16 protein-coding genes and 1 pseudogene are annotated in these 20,762 nt (G+C 33.2%); 5 read left to right on the forward strand and 12 right to left on the reverse strand.

Features of this window, described 5'->3' with window-relative positions; translation table 11 throughout:
• Positions 1-28: 28 nt before the first annotated feature.
• Complete coding sequence (locus tag KC460_04450) at positions 29-178, reverse strand: hypothetical protein (GenBank protein MCA9770593.1); 150 nt, start codon at positions 176-178, stop codon at positions 29-31.
• A gap of 632 nt (positions 179-810) precedes the next feature.
• On the opposite strand from KC460_04450, the pseudogene alaS reads away from it, so the two are divergent.
• A pseudogene (gene alaS, locus KC460_04455) lies at positions 811-3,414 on the forward strand (alanine--tRNA ligase).
• A 78-nt stretch (positions 3,415-3,492) separates the two neighbouring features.
• Here the strand turns inward: alaS and KC460_04460 are convergent.
• Entirely contained in the window at positions 3,493-4,263 is a 771-nt protein-coding gene (locus KC460_04460; GenBank protein MCA9770594.1) for a hypothetical protein, read from the reverse strand.
• Between the two features lie 162 nt (positions 4,264-4,425).
• On the reverse strand, positions 4,426-6,042 hold the full coding sequence (locus KC460_04465; GenBank protein MCA9770595.1) for a hypothetical protein: 1,617 nt from the start codon (positions 6,040-6,042) through the stop codon (positions 4,426-4,428).
• A gap of 347 nt (positions 6,043-6,389) precedes the next feature.
• Here KC460_04465 and KC460_04470 point away from each other — a divergent pair, with 347 nt between their 5' ends.
• A complete protein-coding gene (locus tag KC460_04470; protein MCA9770596.1) occupies positions 6,390-7,703 on the forward strand; it encodes a Vps62-related protein in 1,314 nt (437 codons plus the stop codon).
• 8 nt (positions 7,704-7,711) lie between these two features.
• Here the strand turns inward: KC460_04470 and pth are convergent, their stop codons facing one another.
• From pth to KC460_04495, 5 genes are all read right to left on the reverse strand, one after another.
• Positions 7,712-8,260, reverse strand: a complete 549-nt coding sequence (gene pth / locus KC460_04475; protein ID MCA9770597.1) for an aminoacyl-tRNA hydrolase — start codon at positions 8,258-8,260, stop codon at positions 7,712-7,714.
• A gap of 85 nt (positions 8,261-8,345) precedes the next feature.
• The gene (locus KC460_04480) at positions 8,346-9,254 is read right to left on the reverse strand and encodes a ribose-phosphate pyrophosphokinase (GenBank protein MCA9770598.1); all 909 of its coding nucleotides are present in this window, start codon (positions 9,252-9,254) and stop codon (positions 8,346-8,348) included.
• A gap of 77 nt (positions 9,255-9,331) precedes the next feature.
• Positions 9,332-9,988 carry an OmpH family outer membrane protein gene (locus KC460_04485; GenBank protein MCA9770599.1) on the reverse strand — a complete coding sequence of 219 codons (657 nt, stop codon included), beginning with the start codon at positions 9,986-9,988 and terminating at the stop codon, positions 9,332-9,334.
• Between the two features lie 72 nt (positions 9,989-10,060).
• Positions 10,061-12,739, reverse strand: a complete 2,679-nt coding sequence (locus KC460_04490; protein ID MCA9770600.1) for an HAD-IC family P-type ATPase — start codon at positions 12,737-12,739, stop codon at positions 10,061-10,063.
• Positions 12,740-12,848: 109 nt separating this feature from the next.
• Positions 12,849-13,277 carry a hypothetical protein gene (locus KC460_04495; protein ID MCA9770601.1) on the reverse strand — a complete coding sequence of 143 codons (429 nt, stop codon included), beginning with the start codon at positions 13,275-13,277 and terminating at the stop codon, positions 12,849-12,851.
• 210 nt (positions 13,278-13,487) lie between these two features.
• On the opposite strand from KC460_04495, the gene KC460_04500 reads away from it, so the two are divergent.
• Positions 13,488-13,715 (forward strand): hypothetical protein, encoded by a 228-nt coding sequence (locus tag KC460_04500; GenBank protein ID MCA9770602.1) that lies wholly within the window; start codon positions 13,488-13,490, stop codon positions 13,713-13,715.
• Positions 13,716-13,828: 113 nt separating this feature from the next.
• On the opposite strand, the gene KC460_04505 is transcribed toward KC460_04500, so the two are convergent.
• Together KC460_04505 and KC460_04510 are read right to left on the reverse strand one after the other, a co-directional pair.
• Entirely contained in the window at positions 13,829-14,971 is a 1,143-nt protein-coding gene (locus KC460_04505) for a hypothetical protein (GenBank protein MCA9770603.1), read from the reverse strand.
• A 194-nt stretch (positions 14,972-15,165) separates the two neighbouring features.
• On the reverse strand, positions 15,166-15,783 hold the full coding sequence (locus KC460_04510) for a hypothetical protein (protein ID MCA9770604.1): 618 nt from the start codon (positions 15,781-15,783) through the stop codon (positions 15,166-15,168).
• A 254-nt stretch (positions 15,784-16,037) separates the two neighbouring features.
• On the opposite strand from KC460_04510, the gene KC460_04515 reads away from it, so the two are divergent.
• Both KC460_04515 and KC460_04520 read left to right on the forward strand, forming a co-directional pair.
• The gene (locus KC460_04515; GenBank protein ID MCA9770605.1) at positions 16,038-17,159 is read left to right on the forward strand and encodes an endonuclease/exonuclease/phosphatase family protein; all 1,122 of its coding nucleotides are present in this window, start codon (positions 16,038-16,040) and stop codon (positions 17,157-17,159) included.
• Between the two features lie 9 nt (positions 17,160-17,168).
• Complete coding sequence (locus tag KC460_04520; GenBank protein ID MCA9770606.1) at positions 17,169-18,215, forward strand: endonuclease/exonuclease/phosphatase family protein; 1,047 nt, start codon at positions 17,169-17,171, stop codon at positions 18,213-18,215.
• Between the two features lie 2 nt (positions 18,216-18,217).
• Here the strand turns inward: KC460_04520 and KC460_04525 are convergent, their stop codons facing one another.
• Both KC460_04525 and KC460_04530 read right to left on the reverse strand, forming a co-directional pair.
• Positions 18,218-19,396 (reverse strand): methyltransferase domain-containing protein, encoded by a 1,179-nt coding sequence (locus KC460_04525; GenBank protein ID MCA9770607.1) that lies wholly within the window; start codon positions 19,394-19,396, stop codon positions 18,218-18,220.
• A 260-nt stretch (positions 19,397-19,656) separates the two neighbouring features.
• A complete protein-coding gene (locus KC460_04530; protein ID MCA9770608.1) occupies positions 19,657-20,574 on the reverse strand; it encodes a DMT family transporter in 918 nt (305 codons plus the stop codon).
• Between the last annotated feature and the right edge of the window lie 188 nt (positions 20,575-20,762).

The following is a 20,762-nucleotide window of genomic DNA, read 5'->3' on the forward strand; positions in this document are numbered from 1 at the left end:
TCAGCGAGATTTTCCTTTTTTTACAAAATTATTTCAAGATTTTAATTTTGGGATAGGTTCTTATTCTATCTCTTTTTTCTTTTTGTCTAGTTTTATCTTTCGGTGCGCATGTTGTAATGCCATTGAATGTAATGAGAACCGAGCAGAGTAAGAAAATATAGTGTATGTTACTTTTCATAATAATCCCTTTTATCGTGTTTCGTATATGCAATTTTGCACAGATAGAAATAAAAATATATTTCTTATCTATACATGCGCTCAATTGTTGCTCCTAGTGCGTGTTTACAGGAATGATTGTGTTTTATATTTGTATTAATATGGATATAAAAAATATGTTATCAAGACTGACTTGAGCTATTATTAAGAATCGTTTGAAATAAAACATACTGCCTACATAATCTTTTTTGCACTTTTTCTTGGTCTACGAATGCTTTTTTTCTGAGAAATAATTTTTCTCAACTCTTTCAAAAACTTTCTATTCATATAAAATTTGTCTATGGAAAATCTCGTTTTTTTTATGAATTTTTAACATATTTTTGTCAGCAAAATCTTTCCTTTTTTATAGGGTTATGTCAAAATTTTAATTTTATATAAATCCTTAAATAGTAATATCTTTATAATATTTGAACAAAGCAACAAAACTAATAGGATTGCAATCAACACTGTAACTGATTATATAACTGATAATATTAAACTCTTTGCGTGGATCAAAGATAATCCTTTAGTTAAGCATAATTGCTTCATTTTATAAAAAGCTATATCATGACAGAAACTCCTATTTAGTTTTAAGTTTTCTCACAGGATACTCTAATGAAGTCAATAGAAATTCGCAAAAAATTCTTCGATTTTTTTAAAAAACATCAACATGAGCAAGTAAAAAGTTCATCTTTAATTCCTGCACAAGATCCAACATTACTCTTTGCAAATGCTGGTATGAACCAATTTAAAGATATTTTTTTAGGTAATGAAACTCGCAGCTACAAACGCGCAGTAACCATTCAAAAGTGTGTTCGAGCTGGTGGAAAACATAATGATTTAGATAATGTTGGCTTTACCAAACGACATTTAACTTTTTTTGAAATGATGGGCAACTTCTCATTTGGCGACTACTTCAAAAAAGAAGCAATCGCATTTGCCTGGAATTTTTTGACAAAAGAAATGTACTTACCAGCAGATAAACTACATGCCAGTGTATTTGAAACTGATGATGAATCATATGATATTTGGACAACTGATATTACATTACCAAAAGAACGAGTTCATCGTCTTGGTGCTTCAGAAAATTTTTGGCAAATGGGCGATACTGGCCCATGCGGACCATGCACTGAATTATATATAGATCGTGGTCTTGAGTTTGGCTGCGGAAAAAAAACCTGTTTACCTGGATGCGAATGTGATCGATTTTTGGAAATTTGGAACCTAGTCTTTATGCAATATGATCGACAAGTAGACGGTACTAACAAACCACTAGCTCAAGTAGGTGTTGACACTGGTATGGGATTGGAACGCTTATGCTCGATTATGCAAAACAAAGATTCAGTTTTTGAAACTGATTTATTTGAAAACCTAATTAAAAAAATTGAACACCTTACTCGTGTAAAATACTCGGAACAAAGTACTGATCAAAAAGCAGCATTTCATGTTTTGTGCGATCATATTAGATCTTCCTCATTAATTATTGCCGATGGCGGCGCACCCTCTAATGAAGGCCGCGGCTACGTATTACGAAAAATAATCAGACGCGCTGCACTCTTTACACAAAAACTAACTGATCAAAATATTTTTCCCAAGCTTTCTCGTATCTTTGTACAAGAAATGGGCGATATCTATCCAGAACTTAAAGAACAATCTCAACTTGTGTATGACATTTTGCGAAGCGAAATCAAAAAATTTGCAATAAACCTGGTACGCGGTAAAAGTTTGCTCGATCGCTATTTTTCTGAACATAAAAAAGAAAAAATTGTTTCTGGTCAGCACGCATTTAAACTATATGATACCTTCGGTTTTCCACTTGAACTCATTCATATCATGGCTGTAGAAAATGGTTTTACCGTAGATTCAGATAGTTTTGAAAAATACATGCAACAACAAAAAAAACAATCTGGCAAAAAGGCTGCAGAACAAAAAGAAGTATATGTTGATTTAGATCCAACCATTTTTACTGAATTTACCGGCTATAAAGAGTTACAAACAACATCCAACATTACTGCTCTCATTATTAATAACAATATTGTTGATAGTGTAAAAACAGGAACTGAGTGTTGGGTTATTGCAAAAAAATCACCATTTTTTATCATTGGCGGAGGACAAGTACCTGATCAAGGTTGGTTAGAATTTGGTACTAAAAAAGTTGCACATCAAAAAGTCCGTTTTATTGGCAAAGCAATTGCAGCAAAGATAATAGCACCTACTGATTTAAGTCTTGGAGATACTGTCACGAGCATTGTTGACAAGGAACGTCGTATCAATGCTATGAAAAATCATACTGGCACACACTTATTGCAAGCAGCGCTCATTGAGTTATTTGGCAAGCAGATAAAACAATCTGGCTCACTAGTACATCCTGATTATTTACGCTTTGATTTTACGCATCACGATAATTTAAAACCAGCAGATATTAAAAAAGTTGAAGACTTAGTAAATGAAAAAATCAGAGATAATATTCCGGTAAATATTGAATATACCACATTAAAAGATGCCACTAACCGCGGAGTAATCGCGTTTTTTGGAGATAAATATAACCCTGAAGAGGTACGAATTGTCCAGATTGCAGATTTTTCTGCAGAATTATGTGGTGGTACACATGTACCTGAAACTGGCATGATTGGTGCCTTTAAAATTGTTGAGGTTAACGCTCTTTCTGCAGGCCACCGAAGAATTGTTGCCTTAACCGGGCCAAAAGCAATTGAATTATTCCAAGAGAGTTTTGATATCGTCAAAAACCTCAGCCAAGAGTTTAAGGTTAAGCGAGATGAAATTATACAGGCAGTAGAAAAGCAAAAAGAGCAACTCAAGGAGGCTCAAATATCCATTAAAAACCTTAAAAAACAACTTGTATCACTCAAACTTCCCGAATGGATCGCCCAAGTAAAAATCGTTGGAAAATGGCCATTTTTGTTCATTCACTTAAAGGATATGGCCCATGATGAGTTACGAGAAATCGCAACACAATTATTAAATACTCAACACGAGGCCCTTTATTTTTTGATCAGCAGTATTGATAAGCGGACCGCTTTCTATGTACAAGGCTCACCGAAAGTTTCTAAAGAGCTAAATATGAAAGATTTTGCCTTGTGGTTGTTTGAAGCCCATGGATTGCGTGGTGGAGGATCAAAAAGTATCCTTCAGGGCGGAGGTGGCGAATTTGACCCCAAGTTAAAGGAGTCAGTCCAAAAGTGGCTTTTAGAACAATAACTAAAAAACTGATCCTTGAGTAAAATCAGGGATCAGTTTTTTGTATAATATTATTTTTATATCAACAATTTTTAACCATTAAAAGAATTCAGAAATCCAACTTTTTTTTCGAAGTTCAAACTTATTTTTTTCTTTTTCAAACAGATTCTTTTCTTCTTCCACCCTTTTTTCTTCTTCTTTTATTACTTTTTCACGAGCAGCCAGCTCTTTGTCTTTTTTATTAGTGGTAGAATACCATGTATTATAAAAATCTTTTTCTTTCTTGCCAAGGTTACTGTATGCTTCTTCAATTTTTTTGCGCTCCCCTGCATAATGATCTTCCATCTGTTTTTTTTTAGAAGCATAATCAATTTTTTGTTGACTTGCTGCGCTCCGAAGCTTAGCAACCTTTTGCTTTAACTGATAATTATCCAGCTTAAGTCGATCAACTTCCCCCTCCAACCCTCTAATTCTTTTTTGCATCTGCTCTTTATTCGCCTTCCAATCACCAATTGCAGTGTTAAACTGTTGCTTCACAGTTTCTCTAAGTTTCTCATTACCTGTTTTTAGTTGTTTTAGTTCTACTTTTAACGACTCCACTTGTTGACTTATATCTTTCGATGCTTCCTGACCCGAAACATTTTTTACATTTTGTTTATCAAGCTCACACCGTAATCTTCCATTATTAAACAACAAAACACCAACAGTTACAGTTGCAACACCAGCAACTAACAAAGTATATTTATTTTCTTTGGCAAAAGAAAAAGTTGTTGAACACAAAGATGTCCAGCATGATTTTGCAGGGACCGGCAACATGCAAGACAAAGTAAATAACACTCCTAACCAGGCTTTTTTGTTACATATAATCACTTTGAATACCCCAACATACTTTATTGATTGTTATAACCCAGTCAATTCTCTGTAGGTGACTTTGAACTAATCAAAACCACCTACAAACTCTTTACGATCTGCAAATCGTATCATTTTATTAACAAATCCATGTCAAGTCTACTTATCAACTACAAATAAGCATTATTCTAATGAGGGCATTTCAACTGCATCATGGAAAACATCTTCATCATCACTTTCATCTTCACCATCGTGTGCATCATAGAAAACATCTTCATCATCACTTTCATCTTCACCATCATTCAATGATTGAATAAATTCATTATCATCAAAACTGTTAGATCCGTTAAACCAACGAGTAAACCAGCTTTTTTTCTCTTTTTTTAGTTCTTTTGACTCTTGTTCAACCTGTATATCACTCTCAAGTGGAAATGGACCACAGTTAACGTAATTCATATAATTATCAACATCTTTAACTACAGCTGCAGTAACTTTTTTAAGTTTTTCAAGCGCATACTCAATACCTTGTTTATAAGCATGTAAACGCTTTTTAGTAGCTTCAACCACTTCAAAACCAAGCTTCTTGGTAACAGCGTCCCAACCACCTTTGTTATGTACCATAGTTTGTACAATACTAACTGCAAGCTCTGTCGCTATAATAGGTAATGCATCAACAGCTGCCAGCGAGCCACCAATTTTTAATGCATGTTTAAGTGCAACACTCTCTGTAATACCTGCAATAAAACCTGAACGACCAGCACGATTACCAGAACCCTGTACAAGGTAATTAATCAAACCCTTAGCCGCACCATATGTAGCAGCACTACCAGCTACAGCCACTAATCCAGCGCCACCAGTACTAATACCAAGAAGGCCTAATACAGAATACATTACTGCATTTTCAAGCGCAGAAACCGTTACTGTAGTCAGCAGCTTAGCCGACTCTTTATTTTTTGTAAGTTTTTGTACTTCTTTAATTAAACCAGCATTATATTTATTTTCTTTTTCTGATTTTTTAGTTGATCCTGCAGCTACATCAAACCAATCAATATTTTGAGCAATTTGTACGATACCACCATTTTTTTCAATTACTTCGCTCACAATTGCACTAACTTCTGCTATAGCACCACCAACTAATGCCGCAGGAGCAGATGCACCTATAATAGCTGCACCAATAACAGCATCAACTGCTTCTGTACCTTCTTTTATACCGTGCAATTTATTAACCATTGTTGTTGCAATAGAAAGTTGTGCAGCAGGTATAATGCTTGCAGCATCAATCAACTGATTACCTGTTAAGTATTGTGCAACACACATACCTACAGGTGTTGCTGTGCCAGCAGCACCAGCAATCACAGCATCTTGTATAACCTGAGCACTCGCTTCATTTTTATTCTTTTTAGCAATAGATTTTTTTGCAACTTCAACTGTATGCATTGTCGCAGTAACTGTTTCGGCAATAGGATCTTTTTGAAGCACAGCAAAATTTGCAACTTTATTATTTGCAACTTTATTATCAGACTCTTTTTTTTCTTCACATATATTTTCGCATTCAGGCATATAAACAGAGGGGCTCTGCTTCGTACTTTTTTTGCTCGCAACTGAACTCAAAAGTTTTCCAACTCTTGTATTGAATAACGAAGTTACAGCAGACTGAGCAAAATTTTTAAACCAAGATATAGAAACTTTGTTTGCCGGGGCTATATCGAAACTAATTGCTTCAATTTGTCCACACACCAACCCTGCTACTAAAACAAGAAATAAGAATTTTCTGAATCGACTATTTTTACGAACTACCATTTTTAACCTCCTATTTATTATTAACGTTTAATCTCAGATAGAAATATTAATAAATTAATTACTTAATAATATTTTCTCATATAAAATAGCCTTTGTCAAGCCTACAAAGCTACCATTGGAAGGGGGTTTTGGAGTTTATTTTTAGGTTTTTTACAAATTGAATTTTTAGCGCAAGCTGAATAACCACAAAAATCACCTATAGATGGGGGATTTTAAAAAAAAGCCCATCTATAGCGTTTTTTTATTAGATCAAAAAAAAGTAGAATTCATTGACCTATCCTGAAACAAGATATTACAGTGTACACAGAATCAGCACATATAATCAAAATATAATAAAGGAGCAAACTATGTGTTTTTATAAAAATCATAGAAAAATATTTCTAATAATCTTATCTATTACAACCATAAGTTCTATTAAAGCAGGTACAACATTACCGGAAACAACCGTAATTAACCTCGCACAAACATTTGCTCCAGAAGTGCGCTTCCACAAGAAAGAAAGCTATTACCCCTCATCAATAGATTGGTTTGCCAAACGCTGTGAATTACGTAAACGCAATCCCAATGGCAGCACAACGCTAGTACTTGAACGTCCAATCAATGACAGCTCTATTTTGAAAAATTACCCAACTAAAGATTATCCAAATGGGTTCAACCAAATAAATGATTATTACCTTGCCCCCACAACAGATAAGATAACCAGAGCTGGTGAACCATTAGTAAACAAAGAGTGTAAAGCAACTTGTTACTATCACATTCAAGACAAACATAACGATGGTATTGTCATTCAATATATTTTCTTCTATCCGTATCAAGGAGACACAGTCAACATCAATATTTTAGGCAAAAAAGTCTTTAATATAGGCTCACATGAAGGAGATATAGAACATATAGATGTACATCTACGTAAAACAGATGAACTCGGTAACTATTTAAATTATAAGCTTGACCAAGTACATTACGCTGCACATGGCAACAAACCTCATGGTAAATTATTACAAGCAAGAGATGTTAAAATAGTAGATAAAACCCACCCAATTATATGGGCCGCACAATGGGGACATGCATCACATGAAAAAAATGTTATTTTTGATATCGATACACTTGATCATACAAGTAACGACGGCGTACGCTGGAAATGTTGGGAATCACCATGTATCAATCTCGGAGATCGAGATAAACCGGCAAAAGGCCAAGAATGGTTATTATTTGGAGGTCGTTTAGGTGCCACAAAAGAAGTAACAGATAAAAAGCTTACTACAAAAGTCACCAATTCCCCAGTAGGCCCATCAATCGATTCTCCATGGTGGCGCCATTCACCAAAACAATATGACTTAGTTTATACTATTGACGCAAAAATAGAATCTGGAAAAGCAAATGGACTTTTTAATTTAAAAGGAAAAATTCCAACACGAGTACGCACTTTACAATGGCGAATTATTAAACCAGAACAATATGCCGATGACATTATATTTTCTGTCAACGAGCGACGTTTTTTTCCACGAAAAGACAGAAAAAATATCTACGGACCAATGAATAACAACACAGTTACAAAAATTTCCAAATTCAATAAAGGCCTGTATATCGCTGATGTTAAAACCAAAAGTGGTAAAAAAATAAGTGGTAATATAACAGTAAGGATATACGCCATTGAAGAGTAAAAACATTACTAATTAAAAAGCAGAATAATCTTATCAACGGCTTGATCAATAAGCCGTTGAACCTCATCTAACGGTTCAGTAAAATTTTGCAAAACATACTCACCAACATTTTCTTTTCGCTCTGGACGGCCAATACCAAAACGCAGTCTCGCAAAGTCAGGTCCACAAACACTCATAATAGAACGTAAACCATTATGCCCACGAGAACTGCCACTAAAACGAATACTGATATTACCAAATTTTTTTTCTAGTTCATCATGCACCACTAATATATTTTTTACATTAACACCCTGCTTTATGAGCCACGGAATAACCTTACCCGATGTATTCATGAATGTTTGCGGTTTTATCAGAATTATTTTTTTATTATTGATTAGAATATTAGCATACTCCATATGCTCACGATGTTGCCAGGTGCCGCCATATTTTTCTGACAGCGCATCAACGACAAGAAACCCTATATTGTGTCGATTATGCTCAAATTTTAGCCCCGGATTGCCTAAGCCAATAATTGCCTTTATAGCTAACGTATTATAGTTTGAGGTATTTTGTTCCACTGAACTATCCACTCCCGTAGTAATTTTAATGGAATAAAAGCACAGTGCTATAGAAAAACTATGACCATATAATCATACTATTTATTTACACTAATTCTTTTATTTTTTTCGCTAGCACACCACTTATATCAAAAATGGTAAATTTACTTTGTTTATCAAAAGTATGCGGTATTGAATTTGAAACAAATACCCTATCAAAGCCACTATTTTCAATACACTCAATAGCATTACCTGGTAATACAGGATGAACAAAATAACCATAAACTTTTTTTATACCCATTTCTCTTAACTTATCACATGCATTAATTGCTGTACCACCAGTAGCAATAATATCATCTACAATGAGCACCGTATCATAACCACACGAACCACTTACAGAGATAATTTTCGTTTTATCAACATCAAATCGCTTTTTTTTAAATACCATTACCGGCATATTAAACACTTGCCCAATTTCCTGTGCACGATTGAACGCTCCCTCATCCGGGGCAATAAAACAACATTGTTTACATTCTGGTACTACATGTTTGATATGTTCAGCCATAAGTACACGAAGCTTAATATTATAAAGTGGTACTGTAATCATTTGTTCACAAATAGCTGCATGCATTTCTACCGTTATAAGCTGACTGATACCAGTTGCCTCAAGCAACTTGGCTATTATTTGCCACGCACCCACTCGCCCAGGCACCGCACTTTTATCTTGCCGCATATACCATAAATATGGGATAATCCCAATTATCTCTTGTGCACCAGAAATACTAGCCGAATGTGCCAAAAGCGCAAAACGAACAAGTGCGTTATGCACGTTGCCGTAGGGTGCATGTATAAGCATTACTTTTTTTTGATTAAATTTATTCGGCTCAAAAACAACTTCTATTTCACCATCAGCAAACTCTTGTACTTTTGGTGTAACAAGTTCTTTATTTAGCCTCAATGCTACATTATACGCAAGACTATGTGATTCTGGTAATGAAACAACTTCATAATTCATTGCTGCACACTCCAAATAATAAAAAAACCAGGGCAAAACCTGGTTTTTTTATATCAAAACTAAAAAGTATATTATTTTTACGTGGCAGCCTTTTTGCCAGTTTTATTTTCTACTAGCTGTGTTGTTTCATTCTTTTTGTTTTTAGCCAATTGTATTTTACAGTCATATTGTTTATCCATAACATTGATAATGTCAGCAGTACAATCTGCTTTTTGTGAGTTGTAAATAACACTTCCACTACCTTTATCAACAACAAGATCCACTTTATGCTCAATAGCATATTCTTTAGCACTATCAACAATACTTCTTACCAAGCTTTCTTGCTCTTGTGCTGCTGCAAGTTTGAGCTCATCATCACTCGTTTGTACCTTGTTTTCATAGTCACGACGCATTCTAATCAGTTTAGTTTGTTCTTTATTGCGCGCATCTTCACTCAATGTTGTTTTTTTACTATTAAATGCCATTGCTTCTTTTTCAACATTTTGTCCCTGTGCTTGCAATTCTTGGCGTAATTGCAGCTGCTTTTGCTCGAGCCTGTTGCGTCCTTCCATACCTTGTTGTGTTTTTGCAGCAAGTTGATTGGTATCAACAACACGAATCTTTAAATCATATTTGATAGGATGAACTGTTGATGTTTTTGTTTTAGTAATTGTATCAGAATTATTGCCTGGTATCGCTATAACAACCGAAGCACTACTTAAAAAAATAGAAAAAAATATTTTTTTTGCACGCATAATAAGTCTCCTAACATAAAATAAAATGTGTATAATAAGCACTTGTTAACTCTAGCATCTTTTACCCAAGAGTCAATCGTAGCACCACCGCACAAACCATTTACGAATTTCTTCTACAACAAAAAGTAAAGACGAAAGTGCAATAATTAATAACCACTGAGTCAACGAAATAGGCACTGTTTTAAAGATACGTTGCAAAAATGGAACGTGTAACACCGCAATTTGCAAAGAAAATACAAACACAGTTGTCACAACAAGCCACCTATTAGTCAACAGACCAAGTTGAAAAACCGATTTGGTCGCAGAGCGACAATTCCATGCATTAAACCATTGAAACATTGCCATAGTAATAAGCGTCATAGTTCGTGCATGTACAATATCAAATTGTTGATAATACCAAAAAACACACAGTGAAACAAGCCCCATAGGAATAGCCATCCACACCATCTTGAGCAATAAATTGCGGTCAACTAATCGTAATTTCTTTCCTAGCCATTCTTGCTGTAGTAAGCCAGACTCTTTTGGCTCTGTTGAGAGCGCTATATCCAAAAAGCCATCAGTAACGAGATTAAGCCACAAAATTTGTGCTGCTGTTATAGGAAGCTTCATATTCAAAATCAGAGCAAAAAGCACAATTAAAATTTCACCCATATTGGTAGCAAAAAAATACAGCACCACTCGTTTAAGCGTATAAAAGATATGCCTTCCTTGCTCGATAGCACTAATAATATTAGCAAATGAATCGTCCAATAAAATAATATCAGACGCCTGTTTTGCAACTTCGGTACCAATTCTTCCCATTGCAATACCTAAATCTGCTGCAACTAATGAAGGCGCATCATTAATACCATCACCAGTCATAGCAATAATCTTACGTTGCTGGTGAAACAACTTAATAATACGTAGTTTGTGAGTTGGCGATACTCGAGAAAAAACTGTAATTTTGCGAAGATTAACCAACAATTGACCATTTGTTGCTTGTTCAAATTCTGGTCCATCAATAGCCTGATCACCATCACGGAAAATTCCAACTCTCTTTGCAACATATAATGCTGTTTTTTGATGATCACCAGTTGCCATAATCACGCGTATTCCTGCATTACGCGCTTGCTCAACAACTACAGCAACTTCTGGACGAATTGCATCTTCTATTGCACATAACCCCAAAAAATGCAGTGCTCCTTCTGCCAACTGCTTAAAAAAGGTAAATGCTAAACCACTATTTGCTTGATCAACTTCTATAGCAGTTGGATCAAATGAATGCATTGCAACAGCAACAACACGCAAGCCCTGCATCAATAAGCCAGAAAGAGCTTTTTCAGCCTGCTGATCTGTATTGAGTGCACGTGCCATAATAACTTCCGGTGAACCAGCAAGGAACATAACACCTTCTCCATTTTTTTCATAAAATCCAGCATGATAACGATACGCTGGATCAAATGGAATTTCATATATTTTATGATACTGCCCTTCAAGCTGCTCACGAGAGAACCCTAATTTTTGAGAGAACACATAAAGTGCGGCCTCTGTTGGATCTCCTTTAATATCAAATAAATTTGCATCTGATAGGTAAGTAATTTCTGTAGAATTGAGCAACGAGCAAGCAATTCCCATTGTTCGCAAGGACTCTGGCTGTACTTCTTTTACAACTATCTGCTTTTTTTCATCATATATATCACCTTGTGCATGATACCCCTGTCCACCTGCAGTAAAAAACTGATTATCAACAAAAACACGTGCAATAACCATTTCATTTCGTGTTAATGTACCCGTTTTATCTATAACAATAACATCGGTTCTCCCTAAACCTTCAACAGCTTGCATGTTTTTAATAAGAACATTATGTTTGGCCATACGGTATACACCAGAAACTAAAATCAAAGTTAAAACAACTGGTAATCCTTCTGGTACCACACAAATAAATAATGCAGTAAGCATAATTAATAGTTCTTGTAATGGCTTGCCCTGCAAGAACCCAACAACAAATAAGAACATACAAATACCAAGAATAAAAAGTAAAATCCAATAAGATAACCGATTAAGTTCCTGCTTGAGCGGCATATCAGTTTTTATTTCTTCTACAGTAGCGTGAATTTTTCCTATTTCGGTCTTTTCACCAGTTGCGGTAACAACAGCTATCCCTGAGCCAGAAAGAACATATGTTCCATTAAAAAGCATATTATGCTGATTACCAATTACTGCCGCTTCGTCAACTATATCAGAATGTTTTCTGACAGGCAGTGATTCACCTGTCAACACAGCCTCATCAACTTGCAATGAATTAGATGTAATAATACGAGCATCTGCCGGTATGCGTTGACCCTCTTGCAGCGCAATAATATCACCAGGAACTAAATATTTGTTACTTATTAATTTCTTTTTACCTTCACGGATTACAATAGAATTCGATACAATAAAGCGACGCAAATTTTGCAAAATAGAACGAGTACGCCCCTCTTGGATAGTACCAATAATTGCATTAAAAAAAAGAACACCACTAATAATAAACGCATCTAGCGGATCTTGACCGACTACAAAAATAATAACAGCAGCAATCAATAGAATATAAATTAATGGACTTTGAAATTGTTTAATAAAAACAACCGCCCAAGACTCTTGCGGCTTTTCTTTTAAAAGATTTAACCCGTATTGTCTCTGCCTTTTTTTAACTTCATTTTCTGACAAACCAGTTTTTTGACTTGTTTTTTGAGTATATATGACATCTTCAAATGCCTGTGCGTGTGGCTTCATACAACACTCCGTATATTAAAAATGCGCGAGCACTTTTTTGAGTACCCGCGCGCGATATATTCTTTACCCTTGATTGTAGGGTACTGTGTCAAAAACTGAGGGTCAACACTTACAATTTCATTTCTTCTGTAACTAATTTTTTTATTTTTTCAATATCTTTTTGCTCCGCTCGTTTCGAAGTATCCTCAATGTTGCTATGAGTAGAAAGATCTATACCCTCTGTTTTATTTACCTCTTCAATAACTGCTGGTATCTCATCTTTTATAATATCTTTTAGCAATTCTTCATCTTTTTCAACTTCTTCACCTATCGATTCAGCTTCAACTATATTGCCCGCTGCTTTCATTGCTGCAATAATCTTATCTACTTCTGGACATTCAGGACAATTAGCTTTTACAAAATCAATACGATCTTGCCAAGTACCACCATTTGCACCAATTATCGATTTAATACAATCCTGTTCCTTCTCATCTAAAGCTTTTAATCCACCAGTTAATAATATTGCACCTACACTTAAGGCTAATAATTGCTTTTTCATATTGCACAAAACCTCTCTAAAAATTAAAGTGATTGTTAATATTTTTTAATTGAAAGAGAGTGTATCTTAAGTTCCCATAAAAAGCAAACTTAAAAACTCTTTACTTATACAACGAAAAACTCATAAAATTATGAGTGTAAATATTTTATTATTTGAAATAATAAGAAGCTATATACTTTTACATTGATAACGCATAATAAGGAAAATAATATGAAAATTGTTAAATACATAATCCTTATTGCTTGCATTCCAACAATTATTATTGGTTATTGCAAACAAAAAGATAAAAAACATAGAGATAAAAATATAGTACGATGCCTATATACACAAGAAGATATCAAAAAAATAAAAGAGAAAGACTGTGAACGCCATAAAGAAATTGGTAGAGAAAAAGAATGTTTTTATTGTGGATGCCCCATAGAAACACATATAAAGTAATCTGCATCCTGTATACATAAAAAAAGGCATCTACCATATAAGATAAATGCCGTTTTACATAATATTAACATTCGAAGCTAGCTATTTTTCTAGCTAATAGATCTTCCTCTAGGCTAAATTGCATCTAATCTTACAGAATCATTTTCTAGCTCTCTTTGATAATCTTTATTTATCTTCTCTTTGATCTTGTTTTGTAAAATATCAAGAGCATCATATGTTTCATTTTCTGGCCTATCTGCTTGAGCAATACCCATTTTAATATATTCTACAAATTCAGGATTATCCTCAGCCAATGCACGCAGATTTTCTTTTTTATTTTGCACTATTTGCTCAAATAATTCCTGAACCGCGTCATAATAAGGAAAAATCAAATTACCATTTTTGTCTTCTGAAACTTTAGGCGTATTTTTTAAATGAGTAAGTTTTTTTTCATCAATAAGATGACTTATTTTAGCTAATTTACCATCAGCAATTTTATCATCAAGACGAGTCTTTATTCTGGTAATTAACTCGCCAATAGCTATATCTTTCAAATTAGATGGCTTATCCCATAAACCAATATCTTTAATATATATTTCAACTTCTGCATCTGTATTAAACAGTGGTGCTTCGGACATAAGTTTCATTGTTGTTTCTGATGAGGCAGAAACAAAAAGCGCAGCATCGTCATATAAAGCCTTTGCTTCGTTTAGTAAAACCTGCTCATAACGAAGATCATCTGAAGAAATATAATGGCGCAATTCATAATATTTAACGAGAAATTCATCAACAATATTTCTTATATATACAGGATACGCATCTATTTCTTTTTTCTTATTTAAAATCTGTTTATCTGCAATAAGCATCTGTCTATTTAACATCTCAAATGGATCTGTTCCGTTCGAAGTTAACCTATCAATAATAGCAAGCAAAGTAGCTTTTTTCTTGCAAAAACGGATTTCTTTGCACTCGTCTTTAAATTTGTGCATTTCCCCTATAATAAGATCTGGAACAAACTGATCAACATCTTCACAAATCTGATCCATTTTATCTCTACGCTTTTTTTGATTATTAATCTCTATCGCAAGACTTTTATGTGCTAAACGATATTGAGAGTCATTAGTTATTTTCTCTTCTTCACCTACTTTTTCATCAATTTGTGCATAAAAGTGCTCTTCTTCATTATCATGCCCTTGCATTTCTACTGAAGACACTACTAAACAACTCAATAACAAAAATAGATTAAATAAACGGAATCGTATATGCGTATTTTGCATAATTAAGCTCCCAATCTAAAAAGTTAAATAATAACACGTGACAATTTGTGAAAGTTTACAAGAAAAAAAAATTTGTGCAATAAAGCAAAATCGATATAAAAAATACACCACTTAAATATAAATACGCCCCAGCATTTTGCTGCTAGGACGTATATAATATATAATTATCGTATTTTTTATTAATGCGCTACTACTTAACCCGTCATATCTTGAAAATTCTTGATTTTTGATCCAAGCTGAGTAAGCATATTTCTACGTCTTTCTGTACATTTTTCACGATCCCATTTGCTAAGTTCAGTATCAAAATGTTTTTCTTGCATTTTATCTCTTTTATCTTCAGTTCTTCTATCAATAGAAGCCCAAAATGCTTCATCACCAATTGAATTATTTGGATCTGATGTATTAGTGTCGCTGTTTAAAAGATCACTCAAGTCACTCAAAGAAAGAGAGCGTTGATTAGCAACTGAAAGGCGGATTCTACCTTTTTTAACCTTAGTTCCCCCTTTTTTTGCTTTAGAAAATATAGCGAATTTTGCTTTAAGCTTACCTTTCTTTTCGTTGTCTGTAACAAATCCTGTTGTTTCGACATTTTTCTTTGCAGTTTCTTCTACTTTTTTTTCAGCTTCTTCTTCCTGAATAAATACACCAAAATCAAGATTTAGACTATCCAAGTTTCTTTTGACAGCAGGAACTCTTTTACTTCTTACAGCAACTCTTTTATTTTTTATTGCAGAATCAATAGCAGAATTTTCCTCCATACACTCAATTACTCCCAAAGAAAGGGAACACAATAAAGCTAATGCATATTTCATATAATTACCCCAATAAAGTTGTATACACTACAAACACATAAATACTATGAGTTTGCCTATGTAAATTATAAAAAAAAAACAATCATTTATATCAAGCACTATTAACGTTAAATATCTTAAAGAAATGAGGTTCATATAGTACCAAAAAAAAACTATATGTAAAGATTTTATAAAAAAACTTTATTTATAAACACAAATAACTGCGATGATCTTTCTCATGTGTCTTGCAAACTTTAAAATTAAAAAGGAACCTTATGAAAAAGTTATTACTCATTGTTTTTTCTTTACATATATTTTCAAGTTCTTTTGCTATGGAAGAAAGCAGAGAAGAATCACTCAATTTTCGAGTTATGACGTACAATATTTGTAATTCATTCCAGATATATAACAATCAACACTTTAAAGAAAAACTTGCCTGTAGCAAGCGACTACCAAGAATTATTAACCTTATTAAAGATGAAAATCCAGATATTATATGCCTTCAAGAAGTCCGAGATATAGAAAAAAATTTTTCCACTTTCGGCTATTTGTCTTATCATCTTGGTATATTAGGGTATGATTTAACACATTTTCGCGATAATCCATCACTATTTTCATTTATTAATCTCATTGCCTACAAGCGAACAACATTTTTCTTGCATAACACATATCGATGGTGGGCATCTAATACGCCAGAAAAATGCTCTGAAACAGCCGATAACCCTTGGCCAAAAGTAATAATCATGGCAACTCTGTATCCTCTATTAACAAAATGTATAGAAAATAAGCAAGTCCCATTACCCGATCATAAAAAATTACCTATTTATGTAGTTAATCTACACAATAGCACAAAACATAAAGAACGTATGTTTTCAAATAACCTTTTAATAAAAAAAATAAATAAATATATTTCCAATCGAGATGGACTCGTTATCATTGCTGGTGATTTCAACTCTTTTTTCACTAACGGATATGGAGAAAAAGAGCTTGCTATTTTAGAAAAGAATAACTATAAAGATGCGCTAAACAATCTAAAAACAAAAAACGGCGTTTCAGTATCTGGTACTTTTATTGGCTATTCTCTAGATCCATACAAATGCTCTACAGAAAAATTTGGCGATCCTCTTGATCACGTCTTTATAAAAAATGTATCTCCCAAAAAACAATCGTATACAACGATCTGCCATGTAAATGCAAAAAAATACAATAATAAGTATGATAAGTCTTTTGCAGAAACAGAAAAAAATCTTTTAACAGGAATGTGGGGAGAACCAATACACAATGAATTTCCTTCCGATCATTTGCCAGGAATTGTTGATATCACAATAACAAAACATGATACAGCTATGAAAAAACAGGAAAAAAATAACAATAATACAATCAAAACTTATAACTAAAGGACTTTAATGAAAAAAACTCTATTCATACTTTTTATCACGTCTTTCTTTTTCTCAATGGATGCAATGGAAGAAAAAGAAAGCTTAGACACCACATTGCGTGTTATGACATATAACGTCTGTACTTCTTTTCACACATATAAAAACAGGAAAAAAAAGCATTTACTTATTGATAAAAGACTCGATAAAATCGCATCCTTAATTACAGATGAAAATCCAGATATTATTGCATTTCAAGAAATTCGTAATATTGGTCACAATACACTCTCATTATTTTCTAAATTAATAGAGAATCTTGGATATTCAAAAATACAATTGAAAGAAAATGATTCAGACTTCTCCCTTATCAATACAATTGCCTATAAAAATAATAGTCTTTCTTTTGAACAAGGCTATTTTTGGTGGATGTCTGAAACACCTGATTATTGTTCCAAACACATGTGTATGAAGCACCCTAAAGCAGTACTCATGGCAACATTTTATCCAAAACAAGAAAAAACCTATTGCAAAAACACACCTTTATATTTTGTTAATATACACCACCATAAAAACCATTTTATTCGTATGAGAACCAATCAGGTACTTGTTGAAAAGATAAGAGAGCTTACAAAAATTGATAAAGGTTTTGTTGTAATTGCAGGAGATATGAGCACATATTCATACCAAAATTACGGAGAAAAAGAGTTAAGTATTTTAAAAGAAAATGGATATTTTGACGCGTCAAAATATTTAAAAACATTTGATGGAATAAAAGTTTCAGGAACCTTTATAGGATATTCAAACGATTTTCATAAATGTCCTAAAAACAAATTTGGTGATCATCTTGACCATGTTTTTGTAAAAAATCAACTACCAGATAAACAAACCTATGAAACAAAATGCCACGTAAATGACAAAAAATATACCCATTTAGATTTAATACCAGCAGAAACTGAAACCGACCTCTTACAGGGACCGGATGGTGAAGATATTCGTGATGAATTTCCCTCTGATCATTTGCCAGTCATTGTTGATATAACTATAAAAAAGCATGCAATAACATCAAAAAATAATTAGTCTTACATTACTGTTTTTTGAGGTTTTTTTGTTTTATATCCTTTTTTGATTTTAATCAGATTGGTTAGTACACCTTCTAAATCGTTAAATAAGTCCCTTGCGCTTTGATTTTTATCCTCATAATAAATACGTCGTGAACCGGCTAATGCCTCATCCATAATATCCCACCTCATTCTCAATATGGGTTTATTTTGATTATTGTGAAAAATAAGCTTAAAAACAGTAAGTTTACCCGATGCAACGTCATAGTCATAGCGATCAATGTCAAACATATCACCAGTATATAATAGTGGAAGTTTCAGTTGTTCATTATTCGTACGTTTAACTACAAAATCACCTCCCTGATTATAAAGATCATAATTAAATAAAAAAGAAGCATTACTCAATAGAGCGATACGCTCACTATGCAGTGGAAATGTATTAATACCAGCTTCTTCTGATTTATCACTAGAGACGGTATTGCCACGATTTATAAAGCTAATATTATTCTCCAAATCAATATTGGTATCAGCTTTATACAAAAATCCTGTTGAAGCAAAAATGCCTTTTCCCGGACGTAAAAGACTATATAGCTTTTTTAGTGTTCCAAATGGATCAACCAAATGGTTCATCGTCCAATGAGAAACAATAAGATCGCATTTGTCAGCTAAATCAATACCTCTTTTTTTTAATTCTTCATCAATATTTTCAATTTTAACTTGCTCAAGCCAATGCAGAGAAACAGAGTCTTGATCCCCTTTATTATAGCCCTCTGGAAATTCACAAAAACTCTCTTTTTTACTCTCTAGACACTCTATTCCACCAGTTATATTAAAAATAGAAACTTGCTTAAGACCACTATTTTTATCATCTTTATACAAAAAGGTCCTCAAAATCTTTGCAGCATCTTGACCCCATCGTCCTTGACCACATCCAAAATCAACTATATTGATGTTCTGCTGGCCAGAATTAAATATTTTTTTTAATAATTTTTTTTTATCAAAACAAAATAACCGATAACTAGAAAAGCTACCATTATATCCCCATTGAGTATTATCCTTATTATTATAAAAAGCTTTATCTACCGCTTGTTGTATCTCTTCTGGCCTATTTTTCATAAAAGAAACTTTCTCCATAGCATACAGTGAGTAAGCAAAGAAAGTTTCTAAAAAAAGAATCAGAGCTATAATATTTTTCTGCATAATTATATATCCCCCTGTAAACAAATATTAATCTAAGTTACTACTAAAAAAATCTTTGAGATAAGTAAAAAACCATGGCACAATCTCCAAAAATCTGACTAAAAGTCAAAAAAGAGCGCCACGGTAGAAAAAATAATAATAACAATTTTTTATATATGTGACGACTATTTAAAATCAATTGATAAAAAAGATCATCATCAAGCATAACTGACAACGACATAAATATTAATTCATGTTGATATTATTTTTTAAAGTAAAAGTTAACAATTAGCACCTTTAGCTCTATAGATATACAACTCATCTTTATAGAAAGTATAAAGACCAATAATCACGGTAAGTCCACCGATAATGTAGTGAAACGTGATTTTTTCTTGTAAGAAATAAGCACTGTAAAGCCCAGTAAAAATGGTATTTAAAAAACTTGAAAAAGAAACAAAAGTAACACTGTAATAGTTAAGAAGATACATGCTATAGCTATGACACGCAACATTACTAATAGTAATAGAAGCTGATAACCATCCAACAAAATTAACTGGATGTGTAATAGTAATCGGCTCAAATAAAAATGCTGTACAAAGCGCTAACAAACCACCGCCAATTGTTTGAATACCATTGATTAAAAATGAAGTATGTGCATGATCTCGTACAAGTTTCTTATATAAAATTAAACAATAGCAATCTATAAATACCATCAACAATGTAATAAGTTCTGACCATGAAATAAAAAGCATCTCCCCAATAGAAAACTCAGCTTTAGATGTTGTCACTAAAATAATACTGTAGCCAACAGCACCTATAATCAGACCTAACCATTTTGTTATAGTTATTTTTTCGCTCAAAAAAACAAAACCAAATAGCGCAGAAATAAACGGTGCTGAATTGGCTAAAAGACTCATCTTAATAGCTGGAATATATTGAATTGCCCAGTAACGCGCAATATATTTCAGATATACACCAAAAAATATAATTTGCAGATAGATAAGCCAATAGTTCGTATCAAATCCTGTTGAACCATTTTTTTTTGTCCTACCCCATAAATAGTTTATTGCAAGCAATAAACACCCAGCAGCCGTAGTACGAATACCAGTTAATAATATTGGAGAAGTAAAGCTCACTAATTTTTTAGCAATGGGAATTGACGCGCCCCATAATGTTTGGAGTAAAATAATATCAATCATTTAAGCAAATAATTCGAAAACAACATTCCCATTACCAGATTTATATAATTATCAATTATAACAAATTTCAATATTAACCAATTAAGTTATACCTCATAGTCTCTTATAGATTAAGAACCTATCCCAAAATTAAAATCTTGAAATAATTTTGTAAAAAAAGGAAAATCTCGCTGATAAAAAGATGTTAA

The sequence above is a fragment of the Candidatus Dependentiae bacterium genome (assembly GCA_020431705.1).
In the GTDB taxonomy this organism is placed as follows: domain Bacteria; phylum Babelota; class Babeliae; order Babelales; family Vermiphilaceae; genus JAGQHQ01.

Coding starts and splice junctions, on each gene's coding strand:
- KC460_04450 (MCA9770593.1), bottom strand. CDS start 178: ATGAAAAGTAACATACACTATATTTTCTTACTCTGCTCGGTTCTCATT.
- KC460_04520 (MCA9770606.1), top strand. CDS start 17,169: ATGAAAAAAACTCTATTCATACTTTTTATCACGTCTTTCTTTTTCTCA.
- KC460_04505 (MCA9770603.1), bottom strand. CDS start 14,971: ATGCAAAATACGCATATACGATTCCGTTTATTTAATCTATTTTTGTTA.
- KC460_04525 (MCA9770607.1), bottom strand. CDS start 19,396: ATGCAGAAAAATATTATAGCTCTGATTCTTTTTTTAGAAACTTTCTTT.
- KC460_04480 (MCA9770598.1), bottom strand. CDS start 9,254: ATGAATTATGAAGTTGTTTCATTACCAGAATCACATAGTCTTGCGTAT.
- KC460_04530 (MCA9770608.1), bottom strand. CDS start 20,574: ATGATTGATATTATTTTACTCCAAACATTATGGGGCGCGTCAATTCCC.
- KC460_04515 (MCA9770605.1), top strand. CDS start 16,038: ATGAAAAAGTTATTACTCATTGTTTTTTCTTTACATATATTTTCAAGT.
- KC460_04510 (MCA9770604.1), bottom strand. CDS start 15,783: ATGAAATATGCATTAGCTTTATTGTGTTCCCTTTCTTTGGGAGTAATT.
- KC460_04500 (MCA9770602.1), top strand. CDS start 13,488: ATGAAAATTGTTAAATACATAATCCTTATTGCTTGCATTCCAACAATT.
- KC460_04495 (MCA9770601.1), bottom strand. CDS start 13,277: ATGAAAAAGCAATTATTAGCCTTAAGTGTAGGTGCAATATTATTAACT.
- KC460_04485 (MCA9770599.1), bottom strand. CDS start 9,988: ATGCGTGCAAAAAAAATATTTTTTTCTATTTTTTTAAGTAGTGCTTCG.
- KC460_04465 (MCA9770595.1), bottom strand. CDS start 6,042: ATGGTAGTTCGTAAAAATAGTCGATTCAGAAAATTCTTATTTCTTGTT.
- KC460_04490 (MCA9770600.1), bottom strand. CDS start 12,739: ATGAAGCCACACGCACAGGCATTTGAAGATGTCATATATACTCAAAAA.
- KC460_04470 (MCA9770596.1), top strand. CDS start 6,390: ATGTGTTTTTATAAAAATCATAGAAAAATATTTCTAATAATCTTATCT.